The sequence below is a fragment of the Psychromarinibacter sp. S121 genome (assembly GCF_049801035.1).
Lineage (GTDB): Bacteria > Pseudomonadota > Alphaproteobacteria > Rhodobacterales > Rhodobacteraceae > Psychromarinibacter.
This window is the reverse complement of the sequence record NZ_JBNAGE010000002.1, coordinates 311316-335192: the sequence shown is the minus strand read 5'-3', so window position 1 is coordinate 335192 and position 23877 is coordinate 311316. Positions and strand designations below refer to the sequence as shown.

Annotated in this window: 24 protein-coding genes; 17 read left to right on the top strand and 7 right to left on the bottom strand. The window is 62.0% G+C overall.

Annotated elements, in window-relative coordinates; translation table 11 throughout:
- Positions 1-29 precede the first annotated feature (29 nt).
- From ACP156_RS09955 to ACP156_RS09915, 9 genes are all read left to right on the top strand, one after another.
- Positions 30-1283 (top strand): tyrosine-type recombinase/integrase, encoded by a 1254-nt coding sequence (locus ACP156_RS09955; protein WP_425051165.1) that lies wholly within the window; start codon positions 30-32, stop codon positions 1281-1283.
- A 127-nt stretch (positions 1284-1410) separates the two neighbouring features.
- Positions 1411-2247, top strand: coding sequence for a hypothetical protein (locus ACP156_RS09950; protein WP_425051164.1), 837 nt, complete (start codon positions 1411-1413; stop codon positions 2245-2247).
- A gap of 867 nt (positions 2248-3114) precedes the next feature.
- Complete coding sequence (locus ACP156_RS09945; protein ID WP_425051163.1) at positions 3115-4425, top strand: hypothetical protein; 1311 nt, start codon at positions 3115-3117, stop codon at positions 4423-4425.
- A gap of 287 nt (positions 4426-4712) precedes the next feature.
- Entirely contained in the window at positions 4713-4997 is a 285-nt protein-coding gene (locus tag ACP156_RS09940) for a hypothetical protein (protein ID WP_425051162.1), read from the top strand.
- A 76-nt stretch (positions 4998-5073) separates the two neighbouring features.
- Positions 5074-5847, top strand: a complete 774-nt coding sequence (locus ACP156_RS09935) for a hypothetical protein (RefSeq protein ID WP_425051161.1) — start codon at positions 5074-5076, stop codon at positions 5845-5847.
- 33 nt (positions 5848-5880) lie between these two features.
- A complete protein-coding gene (locus ACP156_RS09930) occupies positions 5881-6666 on the top strand; it encodes a hypothetical protein (protein WP_425051160.1) in 786 nt (261 codons plus the stop codon).
- The gene (locus ACP156_RS09925) at positions 6663-6899 is read left to right on the top strand and encodes a hypothetical protein (RefSeq protein WP_425051159.1); all 237 of its coding nucleotides are present in this window, start codon (positions 6663-6665) and stop codon (positions 6897-6899) included. Before ACP156_RS09930 ends, ACP156_RS09925 begins: the two co-directional genes overlap by 4 nt.
- Before the next feature lie 374 nt (positions 6900-7273).
- Entirely contained in the window at positions 7274-7588 is a 315-nt protein-coding gene (locus ACP156_RS09920) for a hypothetical protein (protein ID WP_425051158.1), read from the top strand.
- A gap of 573 nt (positions 7589-8161) precedes the next feature.
- Entirely contained in the window at positions 8162-8776 is a 615-nt protein-coding gene (locus ACP156_RS09915) for a hypothetical protein (protein ID WP_425051157.1), read from the top strand.
- Between the two features lie 9 nt (positions 8777-8785).
- Here ACP156_RS09915 and arfB read toward each other — a convergent pair whose 3' ends face one another.
- The 5 genes from arfB to ACP156_RS09890 all read right to left on the bottom strand — a co-directional run bounded on the left by arfB (position 8786) and on the right by ACP156_RS09890 (position 13477).
- Positions 8786-9208, bottom strand: a complete 423-nt coding sequence (gene arfB / locus ACP156_RS09910; RefSeq protein WP_425051156.1) for an alternative ribosome rescue aminoacyl-tRNA hydrolase ArfB — start codon at positions 9206-9208, stop codon at positions 8786-8788.
- A 386-nt stretch (positions 9209-9594) separates the two neighbouring features.
- A complete protein-coding gene (locus ACP156_RS09905) occupies positions 9595-10230 on the bottom strand; it encodes a queuosine precursor transporter (protein ID WP_425051155.1) in 636 nt (211 codons plus the stop codon).
- 63 nt (positions 10231-10293) lie between these two features.
- Positions 10294-11211, bottom strand: a complete 918-nt coding sequence (locus ACP156_RS09900) for an esterase-like activity of phytase family protein (RefSeq protein ID WP_425051154.1) — start codon at positions 11209-11211, stop codon at positions 10294-10296.
- On the bottom strand, positions 11184-12110 hold the full coding sequence (gene mepA / locus ACP156_RS09895) for a penicillin-insensitive murein endopeptidase (RefSeq protein WP_425051153.1): 927 nt from the start codon (positions 12108-12110) through the stop codon (positions 11184-11186). Before mepA ends, ACP156_RS09900 begins: the two co-directional genes overlap by 28 nt.
- Entirely contained in the window at positions 12080-13477 is a 1398-nt protein-coding gene (locus tag ACP156_RS09890) for an MFS transporter (RefSeq protein ID WP_425051152.1), read from the bottom strand. The genes mepA and ACP156_RS09890 overlap by 31 nt, the downstream gene beginning before the upstream one ends.
- A gap of 174 nt (positions 13478-13651) precedes the next feature.
- On the opposite strand from ACP156_RS09890, the gene ACP156_RS09885 reads away from it, so the two are divergent.
- The 3 genes from ACP156_RS09885 (at position 13652) to yaaA (ending at position 16908) form a co-directional block, all read left to right on the top strand.
- On the top strand, positions 13652-13936 hold the full coding sequence (locus ACP156_RS09885) for a YggT family protein (RefSeq protein ID WP_425051151.1): 285 nt from the start codon (positions 13652-13654) through the stop codon (positions 13934-13936).
- A gap of 82 nt (positions 13937-14018) precedes the next feature.
- A complete protein-coding gene (gene recQ / locus ACP156_RS09880; protein ID WP_425051150.1) occupies positions 14019-16058 on the top strand; it encodes a DNA helicase RecQ in 2040 nt (679 codons plus the stop codon).
- Between the two features lie 58 nt (positions 16059-16116).
- A complete protein-coding gene (yaaA, locus tag ACP156_RS09875) occupies positions 16117-16908 on the top strand; it encodes a peroxide stress protein YaaA (RefSeq protein WP_425051149.1) in 792 nt (263 codons plus the stop codon).
- On the opposite strand, the gene ACP156_RS09870 is transcribed toward yaaA, so the two are convergent.
- Positions 16909-17826: a rhodanese-related sulfurtransferase gene (locus tag ACP156_RS09870; RefSeq protein WP_425051148.1), complete on the bottom strand. Its 918-nt coding sequence runs from the start codon at positions 17824-17826 to the stop codon at positions 16909-16911.
- 164 nt (positions 17827-17990) lie between these two features.
- Between ACP156_RS09870 and pncA the strand changes: the two genes are divergently transcribed.
- Both pncA and pncB read left to right on the top strand, forming a co-directional pair.
- Entirely contained in the window at positions 17991-18587 is a 597-nt protein-coding gene (pncA, locus tag ACP156_RS09865; protein ID WP_425051147.1) for a bifunctional nicotinamidase/pyrazinamidase, read from the top strand.
- A 96-nt stretch (positions 18588-18683) separates the two neighbouring features.
- Entirely contained in the window at positions 18684-19976 is a 1293-nt protein-coding gene (gene pncB, locus ACP156_RS09860) for a nicotinate phosphoribosyltransferase (RefSeq protein WP_425051146.1), read from the top strand.
- 18 nt (positions 19977-19994) lie between these two features.
- On the opposite strand, the gene ACP156_RS09855 is transcribed toward pncB, so the two are convergent.
- Positions 19995-20690, bottom strand: coding sequence for a fumarylacetoacetate hydrolase family protein (locus tag ACP156_RS09855; protein ID WP_425051145.1), 696 nt, complete (start codon positions 20688-20690; stop codon positions 19995-19997).
- A gap of 174 nt (positions 20691-20864) precedes the next feature.
- Here ACP156_RS09855 and ACP156_RS09850 point away from each other — a divergent pair, with 174 nt between their 5' ends.
- The 3 genes from ACP156_RS09850 to ACP156_RS09840 all read left to right on the top strand — a co-directional run bounded on the left by ACP156_RS09850 (position 20865) and on the right by ACP156_RS09840 (position 23855).
- Positions 20865-21719 carry a formate/nitrite transporter family protein gene (locus tag ACP156_RS09850; protein ID WP_425051144.1) on the top strand — a complete coding sequence of 285 codons (855 nt, stop codon included), beginning with the start codon at positions 20865-20867 and terminating at the stop codon, positions 21717-21719.
- Positions 21716-22987, top strand: coding sequence for an MFS transporter (locus ACP156_RS09845; protein WP_425051143.1), 1272 nt, complete (start codon positions 21716-21718; stop codon positions 22985-22987). The genes ACP156_RS09850 and ACP156_RS09845 overlap by 4 nt, the downstream gene beginning before the upstream one ends.
- A 112-nt stretch (positions 22988-23099) precedes the next feature.
- Positions 23100-23855: a GntR family transcriptional regulator gene (locus ACP156_RS09840; RefSeq protein ID WP_425051142.1), complete on the top strand. Its 756-nt coding sequence runs from the start codon at positions 23100-23102 to the stop codon at positions 23853-23855.
- The last annotated feature ends 22 nt before the right edge of the window (positions 23856-23877 follow it).

Sequence of the window (23877 nt, the reverse complement as noted above, 5' to 3'; positions counted from 1 at the left end):
TCGCCTCATGTAATGGCGAAAGGAAGCCCATGACACGTACATTTCCGCTCCCCGATTACGTCTTTCGGAGGGGAAAAGGCTACGCAGTCCGCTATAGCGTCCCAACCGAATATCAGGCTCTAATCGGCAAGAAGCAGATCGTTCGCGGTCTCGGTACGCAGGACTTGGCACAAGCCATCGTGAAGCGCGATCAGGTCCTCAAGGAAATCCAGAACGAGCTAAGAAACGGTCGAGTTCCCGAGACTGCACCCGCTGCCCCAAAGCCCAAGCAAGCAGGAGAGGGCAGCACCGTTCGCGACACGGCCCACCGCTGGCTCACGCAGTCCGATGGCATCAAAGCGTCCACCCGCGCGAGATACAGGCAGCACCTAGAGGCATTCGAGCGGTACAGCGGGAATACCCCTGTCGCGCAGATCGACCGCGCGATGGCCTTGGGGTTCATCCAGCATATCCAGCAGAGCCGCTCAGAGCGAACTGGCGAGCCTTTGTCGCAGCGCTCCATCCAATCCTACCAATCCTGTCTCGCCTCCTATTGGCGTGTTCTCGACCATTGGGGGATGGTGGACGCGGACATGCGCAATCCGTTCTCGTCGCTCCTTCGCCGGGTGGCAGGGCAGCGGAAGAAGGCAGACCCAAGGGCCAAGGAACTGCGTCCAGTGTCGCGCAAGGAAGCCGAAAGCCTCCTGAGGTACATCGCGGGGAATCACCGACTCAAATACCAGTCGGAAATGCTAGTGACCGTTCGCCTCCTTTGGGTCACCGGGTGCCGCCTCAATGAAATCTGTGGGCGCTCACTGTCCGACATTGATGATCGTGGCGACCACATCCGCATCACGATCCCCGAGGCCAAGACGGACGCGGGGAAGCGGGTGGTGATGATCGTGGGTAAGGATGACTGCGAACTTCTGCGGTCCGCTGTAGCGAAGGCGAAGATGTCTGAGCCGTCCTGCCCCGACAGTCGCTACCTACTGTTCCCTCGGGTTCAACTCGGCGGCTACGACAAGCGACCCAGCCACTACCTCGGCAAGGCGCTGGAAGCGGCGCGGAAGGCGCTGCCCGAACATCGCGGCGAATGGGACATGCACAGCTTCCGGCGAAACGCCGTGTCCGCGCTGGTCAACGCCGGGGTTTCCCGTGAGGCTCTGAACCTCGCTGTGGGGCACTCCAACCGGGACGATATCGGCTTGGACGTCTACGCCAAGCGAGCGGACCTGAGCGAGGTCATCAGGGCGACCTTCGACGCGCTCTTTGCGGAACTCGGGGGGAGCTTGAACCCCGACTGAGAACATATCTGTGGGGCGGCGAATTAGCCGCCTCCATCCTTTCCCACTTCCCTCCACCCCCAAACGGCCCCTAGTCTGTAGCACGCATAGCTCTTTGATATTTCAATGGGGAAGCGTAGCTAACAACATGGTCACCTTTAGATCAGTTCCTAAGATTGGCTCAGAAAGAATTTGCATCGCCATTTCAAAAAAGGCCTCATGGTCCAGCATCGCCAAATTAGCGCAGTTGCCAGCGATGCGGCTGACTGTCTTCATTCCGTTTATCGGAATCTACCTGCTATTCAGCCAGCAAACAGAACCCATATTCTCGTTCTCTCACTACTTCATTGATCAAATCAAAATTTCACCCGAAGAGAACTTCTCGAATTGGAGTCTATACTTCACTTACTTTGGCCTTTGCCTGCTTGGCTTAGCCTCCTTGGGCTTTGCCCTCTTGTGCCCTAGTGAGATCGCGGCCAATCCTGATCGAAATGCCTTTTCCTTCGTTGAGAATTCTTCAAACGGCCCAGTAAACTCAAAAACAAATTTTAGATTCATTTTAAATAGCTACACTCGAAATACTTATCTACTTCGTGAATTTGAGAATCCAGAGTATCCTTACAGCATCCGCACAGCGGTCACTGAATTAGTTGGAGAGATGCTATCCGATAGCGAGTTCGCCGGACCGAGAGACATACCGGGCGTGGAATCAAACGGCGCAGGCTACGAAGACCTTAATGACCTTATTGTAATGATTTCTGAGGATTACAAGGCTGCCTGGATATATACAAAACCATTTTATCTTCTGGCGCCAAAATATTCAGTCGATATATCATTTTTAAAATTTGATACCCTGAACCTAAACAGCCACCCAAAAAGAATATTCATTCTGACAATGTTTGCAGCAGGACTTTTTCTTCTCTCAGTGCCTACGGCTCGAGTTTTTTCTCTTCTTGCATACTCTCTGTTTTTTGGCGAACCTTAGGCGTTCAACTAGTTTCAGCTGGCTGTTTTCTAAGAAAGATTTGTGTGGGGGAATTCCTAGCGGCCACCCCGTTTACCCCCCATGCCCCCTCCTTCACCCACGGCACACAGACAGCCCACCCTCCTATCACAGCGAGGGCAATGCAAAGTCCGTTCGCCTCTCCGCTGGTAGCGCGAAGGGCACCCCCTCCACACCTGAAAACCGATGGTGCGTGTGGATGTACTCGCAGTTGACCTAGGGATTACAGAGGGTTGGCCGTGGGGATGTACGTGTGATGTACGTGTTCAGGGGATGGGTTCGCGCTCTGTTCCGATAAGGTCGTCATATAGAGCATCCGCCTTTCACGACATTCCGGTCGGTCGCGGAATTGATTGGTCATATAGAACTTACCGCGCCGCTCGCTCGCTGCCCTTCGATGCGACGGGTGATCACAGACGACAGCCAATGAGCCGCTAGGAGCGATGTGGCGGCCTCTGAGAGGGTCTAGGTCTTTTCCGATGGGGAACAGAGGGTTTGGCCTAGGTGCGCCGTGGGTGCCCTCTGAGTCGCTGTGTGGCGATTTGAATTAAATTGCCATATTGAGAATAAGCCATCTCTCGCGACTATTCGGTCAGCCGCGGTATTGATTGCGCATATAGAACAGACCACGCCACACACGGCCACCCAAGCTGAACCCAGAGTTCACCGTCTGCCGCGCTTGGGCGCTCTCAGTTTTTCCCTGACCGGCACCCGCACCACCAACACCTGCGACGACAGCACCACATCCGCTGATCCTCGCTCCGACGGCGATTCGTTCGCCTGAGTTCCGGCCCTTGGTCGGACCACGGGACCATGCGTCCCTATCATCCTTTGATTGACAATAACGATATGAAACAACAAGATTTTTTCTTCCCACCGAAGCACACAAATTCCCCTCATAAGCGTGTCGTGTTCTACGACCGCCCTATGGGAACCGGAAAGACGCAAAGACTTCTCCGAGGGTTCGACCCGAACACCAAATACCTCGTTGTCCACGAGTTCCTATCGCAGGTCGATGAAGTCCTTGAGAATGCCGCAGGGGTGCCTTTCGAGACGCCCAAGGAGGCTTACGGTCGAACCCGTGGGGGCCACCTGGAAACGCTGATCCGACAGGGCAAGAACGTGGTCACAACCCACGCCCTCTTCCCGCGTCTTGTCGATCTGGCAAGGGAGGGCTGGCTCGCGGAGTATGCAATCGTCATTGATGAGACGCTTGACCCCCTCAAAACGCCAAGCGGACCAAACAAGGGGACATGGCAGTCCCTCGTCAATGACGGCTGGGCCACTGTAGAGGACACCGGCAGGGTCGTTCCGACTTCAAAGTGGATAGATGACCCGAAAGACGTGGATGACAGCCTGACGCCCGAACTGCTGGCCGCCGCTTTGTCTGGCCGCCTTTACGTGACGCAGAAGCGCCACATGTTCATTCTTCCAATCCCCGTCGAACTCCTGACCTGCGGAAACTCCACCACGGTCATGACCTACATGGCCCAAGGGTCCACTCTTACGGGATACCTTGATCGACTTGGCGTGGACTACGTGGTCAACCGGGACATTCTTGAGGAAGCCAAGCTGCGAAACGAGATTCGACGCTGGGTGGAACTGAGGGACATTCCGGCCTTGAAGGGGATGCGGTGGTCCTACAGCAAGCAGATCAAAATGGCACCTTCCGCGACCCGCCGTGTCCAGAACGCCTTGAAGAACCTTCGCGGACGACAGCTACGTGGAACGGCCTTGGACAAGATCATGATCGGCTGCGCCAAGGATAACTGGATCGAGGAAGGCGGACATGGAGCGAAGAAGAAGCGACCGGGAAAGTTTGCCCGGAACTCGAAGATGTTCGAAGCAAACTGGGTGGCACCCGGTGTCCGTGGCGTGAACAAGTATCGCCACTGCAGCGTGGTCATATCGCTTTATGACTACCACCTTCACCCCGCCATCCTCGAATGGCTTGGCAAAGAAGCGGACAACGACTTCAAGGATCGCTACGCCGTTTCGGAACTGCTGCAGTTCATCTACCGCTCCCGCATCCGTTGCCGGTCTTCGATCGACTACCCCACCATCACCCTCTTCCTCCCTTCGGAGCGGATGAGAAACCTGTTCTTGGAGTGGGTGAACCAAGACGCGCTTCCCGGCGAAGAACTCACGTTAACCCGCTGACCGCTTGGGTTATCCGACAGGCTTGAGGCTCAGTTGGGGCCTCAAGTTTGCTATTTATACATATAAATCAATGTATTACAGAGATCATCCTTAATAGGAAAGAGAAGGAAGCGACGATGATGATTACCATCAAAAGCACCAACCCAAGGTTCACCTGAAGTGGACCTAGCGGCCCTATCAGGACCACTGATTACGTGGTTCCTCTCCCGCTCCGTCCGTCTGTTTCGGACGCTAAGCGACCACCTGTTTAGCCACAGGTTCCAACGTGAGACAGAACAAGAACGATCATGAATTACAAATACACCACGGCAGCGCTCTGCGCTTTCTTCGCTGATCATCCAGACGGCGACTACAACCCCAGATTTGTCCGCCACGAATTGGCAATCTCTACCTACGACTGGCGCTGCTATGCCCGTGACGCGCTATACCCCGAGGGGTCCCTAGCGAGGAAGGAACTGGCAAAGATCGGGGTCACCATCACCAGCAACGGACCTGATCGGTCCATGCCGAACGGGAGACACCTGCGGCTCTCGCGCTTCACCAAGGCCACCCAAGGCGAACCGACAGTCTGACCTTCCGCGTACCTTCGGGGGTCGAAGCGCTGCTTCCCGCGCCTATCGCTCACAACGGCGTATCGCCTATGCAGCCGTGAACCGTGACAAGCCCTGCGCCATCACGGGTTGCGACAATCCCCGACACAACCTCTCCACCTACTGCCTCAAGCACCGAAAGCGGCACCGCATCTACGGCCGCCCGACCGGCGACCTGCCGACCCAACGCGAACTCAGGGCCATCGAAGGCGCTATCCGCGATTGGCTTGAGCATGACCACCTCTCCACCGAGAGTGACCGCAAGGGCTTCAAGGCAGCGTGGGGATCGGCTCAGCAGACCATCCGCAACCAACCCTCCTTCGCGCTCCCCTTCTTCCGCTTAGAGGGGCACGAGGGGTTCACCAGACAGGCCAAGGGCTGGGTGATCCTCAGCCACTACTTCCACCGCCAAGGAAATTCCCTCTCGAACGCCATGCTTCGGCAGATGGCTTGCCGCTTGTGGGCTGAGTTTCACTGGCAGATGCCCGAGGGTAGACGTGGGTTTCGCCGTGAGCGGAACCACTTCGTGGATACCTGGGCAGGATACTTCGTCCTTCGGAACTCAGGGTTCTCCAAGACCAAGACCGAGGAACGAATCATTGGTTGGCAGAAACCGTGGTACGTCTCCGACGATCCGCGTCACAACCAACCGATACCTATCACCGAGACGACCGAGAAGACGGTTACGCTCTCGCACTACAAGGCGGGACCGATTGTCCGCGCCATAGGCAAGGAACTCAGAGAAGCCGTCGATAGAGCGATGGGTTCAAGCTGGGCTTCCGACCATCGCCTACTTTCCAGAACTGCGGAGGCGCCGGGCCTCCCGAACTGACCCCCAGCATTCACAGACAACAAGGAATTAGAAATGACCAAGGCTATTGACGCCAACGGCGATTACGTCGCCATGCCCCACGACAACCTAGCGCCCGACAATGAGATGGGCTTCACCGCTCGCGATTACGCGAACGAGAAAGCCGCCAAGGGGCACTTCACCAAACACACGAATTGGATCTCCGATTCGGAGATGCAATCCAATCCGAACGCCGTCATCCACAACGGCTCTCGCGTCTACAGCGACGGGACCTATCAACCGGGCGACCTGATCATGATCGACGGAATGGAAGTCGGTTGTGAAACGGCGGTCTCGCTGGGCCTCATTGCATCCGATGGTGAACCTCATTCCTCACCCCACGCGGATTTCATGGCCGACGCTGAGAATGCTCAAGAGGCCACCGATGGTCCGCTAGAAGGTGCCGACCTTCTTAGGGCGCAACTCGACATGGCATCGGGTGGAAACTCCGACGCGGTTCTCAACACCTTCGCCTCCGATATCGTAACTAACGGGACAATTAGTGACGATGGTATGCGGTATGCAGCCAAGGAACTTGGGATGGGTGAGAAGTCCGTTGAGGAACGATTCTCCGCCATGCAGCGCTTCGGCGGCGAGCGGTTGATGGAAGCGCTTGATGCGGGGGACGGTCTCGGCCTTGAGCGGGTGAACTTCCTTGTGGAACGTCACCAGAATGGACACCCCGACGAACAACGTTTGGTTCGCCAGATGTGGACCGCAGCGGCCTTGGGAAAGCTAAGCCAAGACGAACTGCAAGGCTACTTCACGCAGCTTCACAAGCCCTATGAGGGCCGCTCGTGAGCGAGGAAGACGACCGCCACAACGCAACCCGCGATGACTTGGAGCGCCTTAACGGCCTCCTTGTCCGCGCTCTGATCAAGAAGCTGGAAGCCGACGAAGCCACCGCAACGGATATCGGCAACGCGGTGAAGGTCATCATCTCCAACCGGGTGCAACCCGAGGAACCTAGGGGGACCATCAGTTACGCCAACGGTATTCCCGAGGCCGACCTAGAATGGCCGGTGAAGGTGTGACCGGCGGCAATCCCGTGAGGGCACTCATCGCCATCAACGACTTCCTCTCGCTTTATGGAAGCCGTCTCCAAGCGGAAGAGGTTGCTCGCCTCCGTAGGTTGTCGAAGATGGTGGTGGATGGTCAGATGCGCCCTGAGGACGCCGGGTCGATCCTGAGTGCGGCGAGGGCCAGAATAGAGTGATCGACGGCTGCGATAGCCACTTGTAGATCACTCGCTTCGCCCAAGCCGAACAGCGCCCATGAGGCAACCACCCTCGTCCGAAGCTTCACTTGCAGGAATGTGTTTTTTTGCTTCTATGAGCGTCACGACACATCGACAGTGATGGCGGACGAGGGGGCTGGATTGTGATCATAGCAGGTTCTTGGGCAAAAAATGGGTGATGAGAACCTCTTCCATACTGCCACAAAGGAGTATGAGCATGGCAAAATTGACCGAAACCTACTCGCCAAGGCCAAAGTCATTGCCGAGGGCGACGAGAGTCTCATTCGATACAAATATATATCGCTGCGTGTCGAACAAATTAAGGCAAATCGAAAACGGAAAGTGGCCAACGCCGCCTTGGATGCTGGCACAATAATTGCGCCAGCTTTCGGAAGTTTTTTTGCGTGGCTGTTAAAGATCGTCTTGATCGCAGCAACAGTCGTCCTCCTTGCTTTCATCGTAGTAGCACTCATTCAAGGCTACTAAGCAATTTGGCTTCATCCACTGAACTACGCAAAACACCTATTCCATCCTGTGCCTCATATCATCAGGTGCAGGCGCTCAATCTTTTGCGCCTTGGGCGCTGCATGAACATGTAAGGGTTGACCAGCGATTCGCCATTACAGTAATGGTGGGACTCGTAGCACCCGCTACAGCGAAGAAGACCGTGGGTTTAACCCATAGTGATCAGGCGGATAACTGGTAGCGAACTAGCTGCTAGCCTAGTGTTGACTGGACGATTACTTCGAGTCCTCTCCTGGGCACCATTCCCTAGACATCGGTATCACCCCTGTCGCAACAGGCGAATGGCGTCTGCCTGGCCGGTTGATCTGCCAACGGCGACGCTTCGTGGGAGACGCCCGTGCGGGCGAGTCTGGGCTGGATCGCCACCTTTTCCTGCCCGACCATCACGCCATCTGTGGAAAAGTAACGCCGTTTGAAAACGGGTGAATTTGCTTATCTGCGCCCGCCTTCCTTGCTAGAATTTGAGTATAGCTTGCTGCGATCTGGTACCGGAATAGGGGGGATGGAACCGTGCGGACAATACTCGCGACTTTGGTGTTTCTGCTTTACTCACAAACTTATGCACAGGCCACGACGATAGACTTTCGGGACTATCCGGTTTCATTTCCGCCGGTTACCCAGACCCAAGCCGGATTTGATGTGGACGTCCGTGCCCCGGTTTCAACTTCGGTGGGTGTCCACCTTGACCAACCGGATGTCGTCACGATTTCTCGAAACGGGCTGTTCAACCTGTCGCAAATCGTTGTTTACGGAATTGAAACATACTTTGGCATTTACGACGACAATAATCAGTTCGGCCATTATGTGGACAAAACCTTCCAGCGGATCGACTTTCCGAACGTGCACATTCTGGGCTACCGGAACGGGTCTTTGATCGCCGATCTGGCCTATGCCGCGGGTCTGGGGCCGAAGACGATCAACGTCGGGCTGGAAGGCGTCGACAAGGTCTCGATCATGACGAAGACGGCACAGGCGAATTTCTTCCCTGGTGCGACCTGCGTGATCTTCACCTTCAACAACGACTGCGAGCACTTCAACCTGACAAGCGTCGAGGTTCAGGCGGTGCCGCTGCCTGCGTCCTACGCGCTGCTTGGGGCTGGGTTGTTCCTGCTTGTGGGCCAGCGCCGCTTCAGGTCGCGTCGCGCCTGAAACGTAACGTCAGCTGTCGCGGTCGACCGGGCCGCGCAGCGCCTTGACCTCGCCGCGCTGCTTTTTCGCGTCGAGACGGCGGCGTTTCGAGCCCAGCGTCGGCCGCGTGGGGATGCGGCGGCGGGGGCGTTCCAGCGCCTTGCGGATCAGGTCCGCCAGACGCTCTTTGGCGATCTCGCGGTTGCGCGACTGGTGCCGCGTCTCGTCCACCTTCAGCACGAGGGCGCCGTCCGTAGTCCAGCGGCGCCCGGCGAGCCGTTTCAGCCGGGATTTCACAGCGTCGGGCAGGTTCGGCGAGCGCTGCGCCTCGAACCGCAGTTCGACCGCCGTCGCCACCTTGTTGACGTTCTGGCCCCCCGGACCGCTGGAGCGGACGAACTGTTCCGTCAGCTCCCAGTCCTCGATGGTGATGGAGTCGTTGATCCTCAGCATGATGGGCCAACTGATGCCGCAGATCGGAACGTCAAGCAACGCCCGCCTCGGGTTGCGGAACACGAAAAGGGCCGCCCTTGCGGCGGCCCCTCGAGTCCTTTGGAGATTAGTTCGGTTAGGACCTTCCGCGGCCCAATCGAAAGGAGGATTCCCCTGTGGGGCTGCCCTCAGACGGAATTCCCTCCGACTGTTCCGACACCTCTCTCCAACATCGCTCTAGACACTGGATCACCTCCTTTCACTGGGTTTCGATAGGGTCAGCGTTGCACAGATTTTGTGTATGTCAAAAACTTTTCCTCAAGCACTGGCGTTTTTCGCCAGCGCTTGGGGATGTGTGCCAAAACTGCCCGTAAATTGGTCGGAGCGTGAATCCGACCGTTCCAACCCTATGCCGGCTGGCGTCCCAGAAGGCTGGAGACCACCATGCGGAAGGGGATCAACGCGACCAGCGCCAGCGCCAGCTTCACACCCCAGTCGGCGACAGCCAGCGAGACCCACAGCGGCACCACCGGGCCGGCGCCCAGAAGCGGCACCGCCTCGTTCGCCCACGAGACGTCGTTGGCGGGTTCGATGAAGGACAGGCCGGTCGAGAACGCGATCGAGAAGAACAGCACGGTATCGACGGCCGAGCCGACCAGTGTGGACGCCAGCGGGGCGCGCCACCACTGGCCACCGCGCAGGCGGTCGAAGATCGCAACGTCCAGAAGCTGCGCCGTCAGGAAGGCGAACCCCGAGCCGATGGCGACGCGCAGCGTCACGGCGGGATAGGTATAGCCGTCGCCCTGCAGCATGATCTGGGTGCCGATCAGCGAGCAGACGACGCCGGTCAGGAAGCCCGCGAAGACGACCTTGCGCGCGGTCGCGACGCCATAGACGCGGTTCATCACGTCGGTGACGAGGAAGGCGAAGGGATAGGTGAAGGCACCCCAGGTCAGCCAGTCGCCCAGAAGGAACTGCACCAGGATGTTCGAGGCCACCACGACGATGGCCATGGCGATTACGCCGGGAAGAAGACGGGTCATGTATATGGTCCGTTTTGACAAGGTAGCGGAGACTTGGCCCCCGACCATCGGGGACGCGGGGCACTACCGCCGCGCGCGCGGCCCGTCAAGCCCGTCGGACAGGCGGTATTCCACGAATTCGGTAATCTGGAACGGGCGGAAATTGTCGTCCGAGATCATCGTCAGCCGGACGTAGCCGTCCGCATCGCGCCACACGGACAGCCCTTCCAGGTTGTCGTGCCGGCCCGTGGGCGTCTCAAGCTCCAACCGCTCGTCGGACAGGATGTCGCCGGACAGGGCGAAGCTTCGGACGCGGCTGCGGAAGCCGAAGATGCCGGTCAGGTAGCGTTCAAGGACATAAAGCCGGTCGTCGGGCCCGAAATCGGCGCCGACCATCAGGAACTCGCCCCGGCGCGGAATGCTGAACGGGATCGACCACGCGCCGTCTTTCCATCGGTAGACCGGGAAGGGGCGCGATTTGAGGCCGGACCGCTCTGGCATCGTGTACAGCGCGCCGTCCCCACCGATCGCCAACGCTTCAAGCGAGGAATTGATCTGCATTTCCGGAAAGTCCGGGTGCTGCGGCAGCGCCACGGGCGTTTCGGAAGGAAACCGATAGGCAAGCACCTCGTGCCGGTTCTCAAACGACACGAAGATCTGCCCGTCCTGCGCCAGCGCCAGCCCTTCGGCGTCGTTCATGTAGCGGCCGACCGGTTTGCCGTCGGTGTCGCGCAAGCGGAACACCGGCGCGGCCTCTACCCCCGTGATCAGGTCGTCTTCGCGCAGAAACCGGCCTTGTATCACCCCGCCGCGATCTGACACCGCGATGAAGGCGGCGCCGTCGTCATAGACCTCAAGCCCCGAAAAGCCGCCGAACCGGGCTTCGGGCATGGTCCATGTGTATTCGCCCATCAACTCGGCCGCGCGTGTCGGCCCGAACGTGCCGGGACCGCAGGCCGCGAGCGCAAACAGGGCTACTGCGACGCGATGACGGAGGCGCATTGAGCGGGCAGATCAGCCAGAACGGTTTCACGCTTCGGGATGGGCGGGGGCGCGTTGGGGTCGGGCGGCGGCGGGTTCTGGATGTTGCGCACCCACTGCTCCGCCTCTGCGCACCCGTCGCCAGCAGGCGGCGGCGCTTGATCGACGCAGCCATTCGCGCCCTTCGGGCAATTCAGGCGCACGTGGAAGTGATAGTGGTGGCCGTACCACGGACGGATCTTGCGCAGCCAGTCGCGGTCGCCCGTGGCGTCCTTGCACATCTGCACCTTCGCACCGGCAAAGACGAAGATCCGCGCAACCGCCGGATCACTGGCCGCCGCTTTCAGAACGGCCATGTGCTGCGGCGTCCAGCTGGAGTTTACCGCGACGCCCGCGTCGCGCTGCATCGAGATGGACGAGATGTTCTCGCGCTGCGTCACCGATAGCTCCAGCCGCTTGGGCGGCAGCATCCAGATATCGGCGTCCAGCCCGATCTGGTGGCTGGAATGCCCGGTCAGCATCGGCCCGCCGCGCGGTTGCGACAGGTCGCCGACATACAGCCCTGCCCAGCCCGGCTGTGTCGCGGCAAAGGCGGACAACCGTTTGATAAAGGCCACGGTCTCGGGCTGCGCCCAGTTGCGGTTCCGGCTAAGGCGCATTGCCTGCCAAGTCGGGCCGGTCTCGGGCAGTTGTACGCCGCCGGCCATGCACCCCTTGGCATAACTTCCATAGGGCGCCGGCGACTGGGCCGACGCGACCTTGGCCGCCCCGAAAACGCGCTTGGCGATGGAATTCGGATCAAGGTTGGCCGCCGCGAAGGTCAGCGCGGCGTCGGCGGAATTACCTTCGTTGCTGTCGACGCGGTCGCCGCAGGCGGCAAGCGACAGGATCAGGCCAGCGAGGGCGAGCTTTCGGACCATTCGGCGCGGTCTCCATCCGGTTTGACCCATGCTAACAGCACAAGCCCGGCCAGAAAAAGGCCGATAAGCGGGGTCACGCCAAGTTGCTGGCTTCCCGTCAGGTCGGTGACAATGGCGATCAGCGCGGGGGCGAGGAACGTAGTGGCCTTCCCGGCCAGCGCGAACAGGCCGAACGCCTCGGTCATGCGGGCGGGGTTGGCCTGCCGCACCATCATCGTGCGACTGGCGGATTGCAGCGCGCCGCCGGCAGCGCCGATCAGCGCGCCGCAGATGTAATAGGCGATATCGGGCAGCGCCGAACCCTCGGCCACGACGATGCCCAGAACCGACGTGCGCGAGATCGTGGCGATGGTCACGGCAACCAGCAGCAGGACCACGATGCAGACCCTGATCACCGGTTTCGGGCCGAACTTGCGGTCAGCCCGACCGCCGAACCACGCGAAGATCGCGCCGGTGATCGCGGCGACGATACCGAAGACCCCGATGTCGACCACCGACCAGCCCAGCACGCCCAGCGCATAGACACCGCCGAAGGTATACATCCCGTTCAGCGCGTCGCGGTACAGCATCGACGACCCGAGGTACGACGACAAAGAGGTGTTCCCCGGCAGCGCGCGGACGGTCTGCACGAGATCGCGCAGCCCTTCGCGCACCGATGCGCCGCGCACGACGGCGTCTTTGGGTTCGCGGACCCACAGGAAGAACGGGATCATGAAGACGATGAACCACAGCGCTGTGAACGGCCCGACAAAGCGGGTGCCTTCGCGCGCCACGGGATCAAGGCCCAGTACGGGCTGGATCCCGATCAGGGTCACGCCGGTCGCGTTCTCGGCGAACAGCAGAAGCATCAGCGCAAGCGCGACGACGCCGCCGACATAGCCCCACGCCCAGCCAGAGCCGGAGATCGCGCCGATCTGGTCGCGCGAGCCAAGGCTGGGCAGCATGGCGTTGGTGAAGATCGTGGCGAATTCGGTGCCGATCAGGCCGATCCCGAAGAACACCAGCAGCAGCGGGATGCTGAAGCTGACCGGGTCGGCCAGCCAAAGACCCGCCGCGCCGATCACGTACAGCGCCGAGAACAGCCAGACATAGGGCAGCCGGCGGCCACGGCTGTCGGCGATGGCGCCAAGCACCGGGGCCAAGACGGCGATGATGACGCCCGCGAAGGTCAGCCCGTAGCCCCACAGAGCCTGCGCCTCTGCCCGCGCGGCCTCGGGCGCCAGCCCGCTGTCCAGCAGGCGGCCGGCGGTGATTTCCGCGAAATAGGGACCGAAAATGAAAGTGAGAAGCAGCGTGTTGTACGGCTGGCTTGCCCAGTCGAACATCATCCAGCCCCAAATCCGCTTGCGCGCGCTGACGTCCGCCATGCCTGTCATCCCCGCTTTCACGGGCGATATGACAGCTTAACAGTGCAACGTGCAATAGGGCAGGACAGTGGAATTCAACCCACGCATCATGTCGCGGCGGGGCTGCTTCTTCTTGTCAGGCCCCGTCCGAGGCCATAACTAGCCTGCGTACCTGCACAGGGAGAGCGGCCTGCAATGACCTCGATCTTTCAAATCCTTCTTCTGATCCTCGACGTGGTCTGGTTCATCATGATCCTCCACATCATCATGTCGTGGCTTCTGAGTTTCGAGGTCCTGAACCGCCGACAGCCGATCGTTGACCAGATCTGGGTCGGGCTGAACCGTTTGCTGGAACCGATCTATGGGCCGATCCGCCGGATCATGCCGGACACGCGCCCGCTGGACCTGGCGCCGTTGGTGGCACTGATCGCGATATATGCCCTGCGGATCATCATCCGGAACAACATGTACGCCTTCTGACCCGGCTTCCGGGTTGTTAAGCCGATTTTCATCTGCGATGTTTCTGGTGAAACGAGCAGTTTGAAGAATAATCGGCACACACATGGACCGCGCGGCACAGCTTCTCGGCACCGTTTTCGGATTCGATGATTTCCGCCCCGGGCAGGCAGAAATCGTGCAGGCGGTCACCGAGGGCCGCAATGTTCTGGCGATCATGCCCACCGGCGGCGGCAAGTCGCTGTGCTATCAGCTTCCCGCCCTGTGCCGCGACGGCGTGACCGTCGTCATCTCTCCGCTTATCGCCCTGATGCGTGATCAGGTCCGCGCGCTGCGCGAGGCGGGCGTCGAAGCCGGCGCGCTGACCTCGGGCAATACGCAGGACGAGAACGACGAGGTGCTCCGCGCGCTGGACGAGGGGCGGCTGAAGCTTCTGTACATGGCGCCGGAACGGCTGGCCTCGGGCGGAACGCAGTCTCTGCTGCGGCGGATCGGAACGTCGATGATCGCGGTGGACGAGGCGCATTGCGTCAGCCAGTGGGGTCACGATTTCCGCCCCGACTACCTTGCCATCGGTGAATTGCGCCGCAGCCTGAACGTGCCGCTGGCCGCCTTCACCGCCACCGCGGACGAGGAAACGCGCACCGAGATCGTCGCGCGCCTGTTTGATGGCGAAGCGCCGCAAAGCTTCCTGCGCGGGTTCGACCGCCCGAACATCCACCTTGCCTTCACGCCCAAGAACGGCCCGCGCCAGCAGATTCTGTCGTTTGCCGCCGCGCGCAAAGGGCAGTCGGGCATCGTCTATTGCGGCACCCGTGCCAAGACGGAAACCCTGTCCGGCGCGCTGAACGGGGCCGGGCACACCGCCTGTCACTATCACGGCGGCATGGACCCTGACGCGCGGCGCGCGGTCGAGACCCGGTTCAGCCGCGAAGACGGGCTGATCGTCGTTGCGACGGTAGCCTTCGGGATGGGCATCGACAAGCCCGACATCCGCTGGGTCGCACATGCCGACCTGCCCAAGTCGATCGAGGCGTATTATCAGGAAATCGGCCGCGCCGGTCGCGACGGGGCCCCCGCCGAAACGTTGACGCTGTATGGCGCCGACGACATCCGCCTGCGCCGCGCGCAGATCGACGAAAGCCTTGCGCCCGAGGACCGGAAAGCCGCCGACCACGCCCGGCTGAACGCGCTTTTGGGTCTGGCCGAGGCGCTGAAATGCCGGCGGCAGCAGCTGCTTGGCTATTTCGGTGAAACCGCAGAGCCTTGCGGATACTGCGACCTGTGCGACACCCCGCCCGAGGTGTTCGACGGGACCGAGTCGGTGCGCAAGGCGTTGTCGGCGATGCTGCGCACCGGCGAGAGCTTTGGCGCAGGGCACCTGATCGACATTCTTACCGGGAACGAGACCGACAAGGTCCGCCAGCGCGGGCATCAGGACCTGCCGACCTTCGGCGTCGGCCGCGATCTGTCCAAGGGCCAGTGGCAGGCGGTGTACCGGCAGATGATGGGGCGCGACCTTGTCCGCCCCGACCCCACCCGCCACGGCGCCTTCCGCATGACCGAGGCCGCGCGACCGATCCTTCGGGGCGAAGCCTCGATCGACCTGCGCCGCGATACCATCCAGACCGCGACCACGCGCCCGACCGTCAAGACGCTGGTCAGCGAGGAAGACGCGCCGCTGTTGTCGGCCCTGAAAGCCAAGCGCCGCGCGCTGGCCGAAGACGCGCGCGTGCCCGCATACGTGATCTTCACCGATCGCACCCTGATCGAGATGGCCGAGAAGCGCCCCGAAACGCTGGACCAGATGGCCCGCATCAGTGGCGTCGGCGCGAAGAAGCTGGACCGATACGGCAACGACTTCCTGCAGATCATCGCCGGAGAGGCCGCCGCCCCCGTCCATCCAGCCCGCATGAAGCTGGCGGGCCGGGCAGAGGGCGAGGTGTATGACCGTCTGTTGCAGGTGCAGGCCGAGCTTGCCTATGGCGAGGAAGGCACCGACAAGCCAATGAGCTGCTCTGCCTCGCTTCTGGCGAAGGTGGCGGCGTTGCGGTCGCCCGACCTCCGCGCGCTGGAAGGCATCCTTGGCGAACGCCGCGCGGAACGCTTCGGCTCTGCCTTCCTGACGGTGCTGCACGACGCCTGAGTGCGATTGAATGGCCCTGCGCCAGCCGATAGAGACGTTTCAAACGAAAGGACCTGCCATGCTTGCTGTGATCTCTCCCGCAAAGCGTCTCGACGAAACGCCGATGGACCTGACCGGCGCGACAAGTCCGATGTTCCCCAAGGAAGCGGCCCGGCTGGCAAGCCACATGCGGCAGTTGACGCTGGGCGATCTCAAGGGGCTGATGGACCTGTCCGACGATCTTGCCCGACTGAACCGCGACCGCTTTCGCGACTTTGCCGCCGCGCCGGAACCGCAAGTGACCAAGCCCGCCGTCTTCCTGTACTCGGGCGACACCTACACCGGGCTGGAGGCCGCGACGCTGGACGCCGACGCGCTGGACTATGCCCAGCGCCACCTGCGCATCCTCAGCGGTCTGTATGGCTTGCTGCGCCCGATGGATGCGATTCAGCCGCACCGTCTGGAGATGGGCAGCCGCCTGAAGACCCGGCGCGGCGGCAACCTTTACGACTTCTGGCGCGACCTGCCCGCGAAGGCGCTGAACGAGGCGGCGGAAGAGGCGGGGACCGACATGCTGGTGAACTGCGCCAGTCAGGAATATTTCGGCGCGGTCGACCGCAAGGCGCTGAAACTGCGGGTGGTGACGCCGACGTTCTTCGAACTGAAGAAGGGCGAGCCGAAGATCGTCAGCTTCTTCGCCAAGAAGGCGCGCGGGGCGATGGCGCGGTTCGTGATGGAACGCCGCATCGACCGGGCCGAGGGGCTGGCCGATTTCGACACCGGCGGCTACCGCTTCGACGCCGAACGCAGCACGCCCGATCAGCCGGTGTTCATCCGCGCCGAGGCCGACGAAGCCGACCGCGCCGCCTGATCACTTGGACGGCTCGCGGGCGCCAAGGTGCTCTTCGCCTCGTGCACGCGCCAGCGCGATCTGCTTCTGACGTTCCCGGAACCGCGCGCGGTCGGCGTCGCTGATCTCTGAGATACACCGATGGCAGGACACGCCGGGTTCGTACTCGGGCCGCTGTGTATCCTCTGGCAAAAGCGGGCGGCGGCAGGCGTGGCACAAAACGTGCCCGCCCTCGCGCAGCCCGTGTTCCAGACTGACCCGCTGGTCGAACACGAAACAGGCGCCGTGCCACTTGCTGTCCTGCTCGGGCACCTCTTCGAGGTATTTCAGGATGCCGCCCTTCAGGTGATAGACCTCATCCACGCCCTGCTCGACCAGCCAGCTTGTCGCCTTCTCGCAGCGGATGCCGCCGGTGCAGAACATCGCAAGGCGCTTGTTGTGGAACCGGTGCTTGTTGGCTTCCCACCACGCGGGGAACTCTCCGAAGCTGGTGGTTTCAGGGTCGACGGCATTCTCGAACGTCCCGATTTCGACCTCATAGTCGTTTCGAGTGTCGATGACGGCGACGTCGGGGGCCGAGATCAGGTCGTTCCACTCGGACGGATCGACATAGCGCCCGACCGAGGCGGTCGGGTCGACGTCGGGCTGGCCCATCGTCACGATCTCTTTCTTCAGCCGTACCTTCATGCGGCCAAAGGGCATCTCGTCGGCGGTGCTTTCCTTCCATTCAAGATCGGCACAGCCCGGCAGGCCGCGGATGTGGCCCAGCACCGCGTCGATCCCTTCGCGGGTGCCCGCGATGGTGCCGTTGATCCCCTCGCGCGCCAGCAGAAGCGAGCCGCGCACGCCGTTCTGGCAACACAGCTTCGCCAGCCCCGGCTTCAGGGCGGCGGGGTCGGGGAAGGACGTGAATTTGTACAGTGCGGCAACGATCAGCATGGGGCGCATTAAGGGCCGGGACGGGCGCAGCACAAGGGGCGAAACCGACGCGGTTCGCCCCATGATCCGCCAAGCGGCGGAAAAGTCCGGGATTCAGCGCGTCGGGTCCGATTGATTCTTGCCGGTGCATCGCTACTGTTCAGCCGAAACCTACGGAGAACCGCATGACCGAAGCCCTGATCGTCATCGACGTGCAGAACGATTTTTGCCCCGGCGGCGCGCTGGCGGTGGCGGGCGGCGACGAGATCGTGCCCGGCATCAACACGCTGATGACCGAGTTCGACGCGGTGATCCTGACGCAGGACTGGCACCCGGCGGGGCATTCCTCTTTCGCGTCCCAGCACGAGGGCCGTGCGCCGCTGGAACTGATCGAGATGCCCTATGGCCCGCAGGTCCTGTGGCCCGATCACTGCATTCAGGGCAGCCCCGGCGCCGCGTTTCACCCCGACCTTGAAACCGACCGCGCCGACCTGATCATCCGCAAGGGCTATAACCCGGCGATCGACAGCTATTCCGCCTTGTTCGAGAATGATCACTCTACGCCCACCGGCCTAGAGGGCTATCTGCGGACCCGAGGCATCGACACGGTCACGATGGTCGGGCTGGCCACCGATTTCTGCGTCAACTTCTCGGCCGTTGACGCCGCGCGGCTTGGCTTCGGCGTGACCGTCCGGCTGGACCTGTGCCGCGCCATCGACCATGCCGGATCGCTGACCGCGGCCTGCGACGGCATGACCGAGGCGGGCGTCACGCTTGCCTGATCGCGGCGTCGCGCCTGTTCCGGGCCCGTCGGCGGCCTAGTCTTTGACATCCATGGTCCCGCTTGCTCTAACGGGATGCCGAACAGGGAGCCGGACATGGTCGACATCGCCACGCGGGTCTACAATCACAAATGGAAGATCGACCCGATCGTCCGTTCGCTGATCGATACCGATTTTTACAAGCTTCTCATGTGCCAGTCGGTGTTCCGCAACAACCGGGACACAGAGGTGACGTTCTCGCTGATCAACCGCAGCAAGGACATTAAACTGGCGGAACTGATCGACGAGGGCGAGTTGCGCCAGCAGCTTGACCACATCCGATCGCTGTCTCTGACCCGCGGCGAAAGCACGTGGATGCGGGGCAACACGTTCTACGGCAAGCGCCAGATGTTCCGTCCGGACTTCATGGAGTGGTTCGAGAACCTGCGCCTGCCGCCCTACGAGTTGGAAAAGAAGGACGGCCAGTACGAGCTGACCTTCAAGGGCAAGTGGCCCGAGGTCATGCTGTGGGAGATCCCGGCGCTGGCCGTGCTCATGGAACTGCGCGGCCGCGCGGTGCTGGCGCAGATGAAGCGGTTCGAGCTTGAGGTGCTGTACGCCCGCGCGATGGCGAAGCTGTGGGAGAAGATCGAGCGGCTTCAAAAGATCGACGGCCTGAAGATCGCCGATTTCGGCACCCGCCGACGCCACAGCTTCCTGTGGCAGGACTGGTGCGTGCAGGCGATGCTGGAAGGGCTGGGCGACAGCTTCAGCGGCACGTCGAACTGCCTGATCGCCATGCGCCGCGACCTTGAAGCCGTGGGCACCAACGCGCACGAACTGCCGATGGTCTATTCCGCGCTGGCCGACAGCGACGAAGACCTGCGCCGCGCGCCTTACCGGGTGCTGGAGGACTGGCAGGAAGAGCACGAGGGCAACCTGCTGATCATCCTGCCCGACACCTATGGCACCAAGGGGTTTCTTAAGAACGCACCGGACTGGCTGGCGAACTGGACCGGCATCCGCATCGACTCGGGCGATCCGGCCGAAGGGGCCGAGACCGCAATCGCGTGGTGGAAGTCGCGCGGCGAGGATCCCCGCAAGAAGCTGGTGATCTTCTCGGACGGGCTGGATGAGCAGAAGATCGAAGAGCTGCACGCGCAGTTCGCCGGTCGCGTCCGGGTGTCCTTCGGCTGGGGCACCCTGCTGACCAACGATTTTCGCGGGCTGGTGCCAGACGACGCGCTGGCGCCGTTCTCGCTGGTGTGCAAGGCCACCTCGGCGGACGGGCGCCCGACGGTCAAACTGTCGGACAACCCGCGCAAGGCGATGGGACCGGCGGACGAGATCGAGCGCTACAAGCGCGTGTTCGGTGTCGGCCAGCAAGAAGCGCTGGACGTGGTCGTCTGACCGTCCAGCGTCCCTAATTCAGGCCTTAGGGCCTATTTTCGTGGTCACCGCGCCCAGACCTTCGATGCTGACCGTGCAGGTGTCGCCCACCTGAAGCGCGCCGACTCCGGCGGGCGTGCCGGTCATGATCAGGTCGCCGGGGCGGATCTCGATGGACTTGGTCAGATACGCGATGATCTCGGGCACGGCCCAGATCATGTCGGACAGGTCGGCGTCCTGCCGGACCTCGCCGTTCACCTCGGTCCGGATGAAACCCTTCGACGGGTGCCCGACCTCGGACGCCGGGTACAGCGCACCGATGACGGCGGCGCGGTCGAAGCCCTTCGACCAGTCCCACGGACGCCCCGCCTTCTTCGCGGCCCATTGCAGGTCGCGGCGGGTCAGGTCGTTGCCGGTGCCGTAGCCCCAGATGTAATCCAGCGCATCGGTCTCGGACACGTTGAAGCCGGCCTTGCCGATGGCGACGATGAACTCGCCCTCGAAATGCAGGTCCTCGGTTTCGGGCGGGTAGGGCACCGTCGCGCCATCATCCACGACCGAGTCGGGGGCCTTGGTGAAGAAGAACGGCGGCTCGCGGTCGGGGTCGTTGCCCATTTCGCGCGCGTGCTCGGCATAGTTACGTCCCACGCAAAAGATGCGCCGCACCGGGAAGCGGTCTGCGGTGCCGGCCACGGCGGCCGAAGGTGTGGGGGCGGGGTCGAACACGAAAGCCATACCGGGATCTCCTTGGTTGCGGCGCGCCGACACTCCGACAAACGCGCGGCAAAGACCAGTCCCGAACCCGCCGCTCTGGCCGACGCCTACCTTCGAACTATTCTAATCCGTCGGGAGAAGGGTGGCGCGAGGTGCGCGCCGCCTTTCGTGGTTGGGTAAGGGTATCGCAAGGCTATGAACAGGCACGAGGAAGAACTGGCCGAAGAAGAGGCCGACAAGATCGCGGTCGAGGAAGCCACCCCGCTGGCGCCACGCCTGATCTACGAGGTGATCCGCCGCGACGGCGAGGAAGAGCTTGAACGTCCGAAAAGCTCGTTGATCTGGTCGGGTCTCGCCGCCGGTTCGCTGATCAGCTTCTCATTGATCGCCGAAGCCATCCTGCGCAGCGAGTTGCGCGGGTTTCAGGGCCGCTATCTGATCGAGAACCTCGGCTATTCCTTCGGCTTCCTTGTCGTGATCATGGGCAAGATGCAGCTGTTCACCGAGAACACCATCACCACCGTGCTGCCGATCCTTGCGAACCCGACCAAGTTCAAGTTCCGCCGCACCGCGACCCTGTGGTCGATCGTGCTGGCGGCGAACGTGGTGGGCGCGCTGGCCGCCGCGCTGTTTTTCAGTCTGACAAGCGCCCTGCCCGATCAGGTTCTGGCCGCCGCGCTGGAGATTTCCGAGCACGCGATGAGCTTCGACCCGCTCGTGGCCTTCGCCCGCGCGATCCCCGCGGGCATCCTTGTCGCCGCAATCGTGTGGATGCTGCCGCAGGCGGAGAAGTCGGGCTTTCTGCTGATCTTCACCTTCACCTGGCTGATCGCCGCCGGGGATTTCACACACATCATCGTCGGCTCGGTCGAGATGTGGATGGTCCTGCTTTCGGGTGAGATCACACCTGGTCATGCGCTGACCCATTTCTTCCTTCCGGTGCTTGCCGGGAACGTCTTTGGCGGCACCGCGATCTTCGCCGCCCTCGCATGGGGGCAGGTGAAAGAGGAACTCGCGCCAAGCGGACGGGCGACGGAGGACGCGGGATGATCAGCGAGCGTATCTACGACACCGTGACGGACGACGACGCCGACACTGTCGACGCGGGCCGCAAACGCAACTTCGCGATCCACTTCCTGTCGCTTGGCGCAACGAAAACGGCGGACGGACTATTGGATCCGAAGCTGGTGCTGGCGTGGCTGCTGTCGGCGGCCGGTGCGCCCGGCTACCTTGTCGGCGCGCTGGTGCCGGTGCGGGAATCCGGAGCGCTGTTGCCGCAGGTTGCGCTGGCCGAGTGGATCCAGCGCAGCCGCCAGCGTCGGTGGTTCTGGGTCGTCGGCTCTCTGATTCAGGGCATCGCGGCCCTTGGCATCGCCGCCGCCGCCGTCTGGCTTCAGGGTGTTGCGGCCGGGGTCGTCGTGCTTGCGCTGCTTGCCGTTCTCGCCGTCGCCCGCTCGGCCTGCAGCGCCAGTTACAAGGATGTTCTGGCCCGCACGGTCGAGAAAGGCACGCGCGGCACCGTCAAGGGCGCCGCCGGAAGTATTGCTTCCGTGGTGGTTTTCGCCTTTGCAGTCTCTGTTGCGGTTGGGATCATCCCATTGGAGCCATGGGCGATTGCGCTGGCCGTCGCCGTCGCCGGCATCCTGTGGACCATCGCGGCGCTGGTCTTTTTGACGCTGAAGGAACCGGATGCCGATACGTCGGAAGATGCAGGGTTCTCGTTGTCCCAGATCACGCGTCCCCTGCGCGGCGATCCCGAGTTCCGGCGTTATGTGGCGTCGCGCGCGCTGCTGATCGCCACCGCGCTTGCGCCGCCGTTCATCGTTATGCTCAGCCACGAAACAGACGATGGCGGGCTTGGAAACCTTGGCGTCCTGATCATCGGATCCTCTGCTGCCGCAATCGCGTCGTCCTATATCTGGGGCCGCTTGTCGGATCGGTCGAGCCGCTGGACGCTGGCCCTGTCCGGGATCTCGGCCGCCGTCGCGCTTGGCGCGGTCGCGGCGACGGGCTTTTTCTATGGCGGTATCGGGCCGGGATGGCTGGCGGCGGTGTTCATCTTTTTCGCCCAGATTGGGTATCAGGGCGTTCGCGCGGGCCGCAGCACGCATCTTGCCGATATGGATACGCACGGCCGCAAAGCCGCCTATACCGCGCTGTCTAACACGTTGATCGGAGTACTGCTTCTTGCGGGTGGCGCCTTCGGGCTGGTCGCCGACGTCGCCGGACCTTCGGTGGTGCTGGCGATCTTCGCAGCGATGAGCCTTGCATCGGTGCCGGTCTCTCTTGCCCTGTCCGAAGTCCAGCAGGAGGATTGACGAGAGGTCAATCTGTATACGGTTGCGGCGTCGCAGAAGGGCCCAGCAATTCATTTGACCGCGAACAGTATACCGGTTAACCCTCACCAGGCCTGCAGCTTTGGGAGGAGTGATGGGTGATTCTGGCAAAATGCAACTGGTGGACCGCGCGGTGCGCGAGCTACGCGCACGCATACTCGCGGGCGAGTTGAAGCCGGATACTCATATTTCCGAAGCCGCCGCGGCCGAGATGATGGGCGTGTCCCGCACCCCCGCGCGCGAGGCGCTGGCCATCCTCGTCGACGAGGGGCTGATGCTGCGCAGCCCGTCGGGCCGCTGCACCGTTCGTCTGTTCACCCGCGATGACGCGAAGGACGCGATCGTGCTGCGCGGCGTGCTGGAAGGCACCGTGCTGCGGCTGGCGGTCGAGCGCGGGCCCGACGCGATGGTGCTGGAGCGCTGCGAGACGATCCTGTGCCGGATCGACACCGCTCTGAACAGCCGGGACACCACGCGGGTCTTCGAGGACTACGCGCGCCTGAACAAGGAATTCCACGTCGAACTGTCGCGCGTCGCCGGTTCCGACACGCTGCAACGGGAACTGCACCGGGCGATCCGCCTGCCTTTCGCGTCTCCGGGCGCGTTCCCTCCGCACCGCTACAACACCCCAAAGGTCCGCAACACGTTCCACCGGGCGCAGGAACAGCACCGCGCCATGATCGGCGCAGTCCGCGCCGGCGAGGGATCGCGGGTCGAAGCGCTGGCCCGGGAACACGCCCGGCTGGCCTGGGAAGATTACGAAGCCGTAATGTACGAAGAACGCGCGTCCGTTGAAAACGCGCCCGGCTTTGCCATGATCGCCGCCGCGGAAGCTACTCCGGCGGTTTAGCTCTGTCTCATCAAGGGAGGTT

What these genes read in the sequence shown, in the direction of transcription:
- ACP156_RS09885 (WP_425051151.1), top strand. Translation starts at nt 13,652, where the DNA reads ATGACCTCGATCTTTCAAATCCTTCTTCTGATCCTCGACGTGGTCTGG.
- ACP156_RS09940 (WP_425051162.1), top strand. Translation starts at nt 4,713, where the DNA reads ATGAATTACAAATACACCACGGCAGCGCTCTGCGCTTTCTTCGCTGAT.
- ACP156_RS09850 (WP_425051144.1), top strand. Translation starts at nt 20,865, where the DNA reads ATGAACAGGCACGAGGAAGAACTGGCCGAAGAAGAGGCCGACAAGATC.
- ACP156_RS09920 (WP_425051158.1), top strand. Translation starts at nt 7,274, where the DNA reads ATGGGTGATGAGAACCTCTTCCATACTGCCACAAAGGAGTATGAGCAT.
- recQ (WP_425051150.1), top strand. Translation starts at nt 14,019, where the DNA reads ATGGACCGCGCGGCACAGCTTCTCGGCACCGTTTTCGGATTCGATGAT.
- arfB (WP_425051156.1), bottom strand. Translation starts at nt 9,208, where the DNA reads ATGCTGAGGATCAACGACTCCATCACCATCGAGGACTGGGAGCTGACG.
- ACP156_RS09845 (WP_425051143.1), top strand. Translation starts at nt 21,716, where the DNA reads ATGATCAGCGAGCGTATCTACGACACCGTGACGGACGACGACGCCGAC.
- ACP156_RS09900 (WP_425051154.1), bottom strand. Translation starts at nt 11,211, where the DNA reads ATGCGCCTCCGTCATCGCGTCGCAGTAGCCCTGTTTGCGCTCGCGGCC.
- ACP156_RS09870 (WP_425051148.1), bottom strand. Translation starts at nt 17,826, where the DNA reads ATGCTGATCGTTGCCGCACTGTACAAATTCACGTCCTTCCCCGACCCC.
- pncA (WP_425051147.1), top strand. Translation starts at nt 17,991, where the DNA reads ATGACCGAAGCCCTGATCGTCATCGACGTGCAGAACGATTTTTGCCCC.
- ACP156_RS09930 (WP_425051160.1), top strand. Translation starts at nt 5,881, where the DNA reads ATGACCAAGGCTATTGACGCCAACGGCGATTACGTCGCCATGCCCCAC.
- ACP156_RS09905 (WP_425051155.1), bottom strand. Translation starts at nt 10,230, where the DNA reads ATGACCCGTCTTCTTCCCGGCGTAATCGCCATGGCCATCGTCGTGGTG.
- pncB (WP_425051146.1), top strand. Translation starts at nt 18,684, where the DNA reads ATGGTCGACATCGCCACGCGGGTCTACAATCACAAATGGAAGATCGAC.
- ACP156_RS09840 (WP_425051142.1), top strand. Translation starts at nt 23,100, where the DNA reads ATGGGTGATTCTGGCAAAATGCAACTGGTGGACCGCGCGGTGCGCGAG.
- ACP156_RS09955 (WP_425051165.1), top strand. Translation starts at nt 30, where the DNA reads ATGACACGTACATTTCCGCTCCCCGATTACGTCTTTCGGAGGGGAAAA.
- ACP156_RS09945 (WP_425051163.1), top strand. Translation starts at nt 3,115, where the DNA reads ATGAAACAACAAGATTTTTTCTTCCCACCGAAGCACACAAATTCCCCT.
- ACP156_RS09855 (WP_425051145.1), bottom strand. Translation starts at nt 20,690, where the DNA reads ATGGCTTTCGTGTTCGACCCCGCCCCCACACCTTCGGCCGCCGTGGCC.
- ACP156_RS09950 (WP_425051164.1), top strand. Translation starts at nt 1,411, where the DNA reads ATGGTCACCTTTAGATCAGTTCCTAAGATTGGCTCAGAAAGAATTTGC.
- mepA (WP_425051153.1), bottom strand. Translation starts at nt 12,110, where the DNA reads ATGGTCCGAAAGCTCGCCCTCGCTGGCCTGATCCTGTCGCTTGCCGCC.
- yaaA (WP_425051149.1), top strand. Translation starts at nt 16,117, where the DNA reads ATGCTTGCTGTGATCTCTCCCGCAAAGCGTCTCGACGAAACGCCGATG.
- ACP156_RS09890 (WP_425051152.1), bottom strand. Translation starts at nt 13,477, where the DNA reads ATGGCGGACGTCAGCGCGCGCAAGCGGATTTGGGGCTGGATGATGTTC.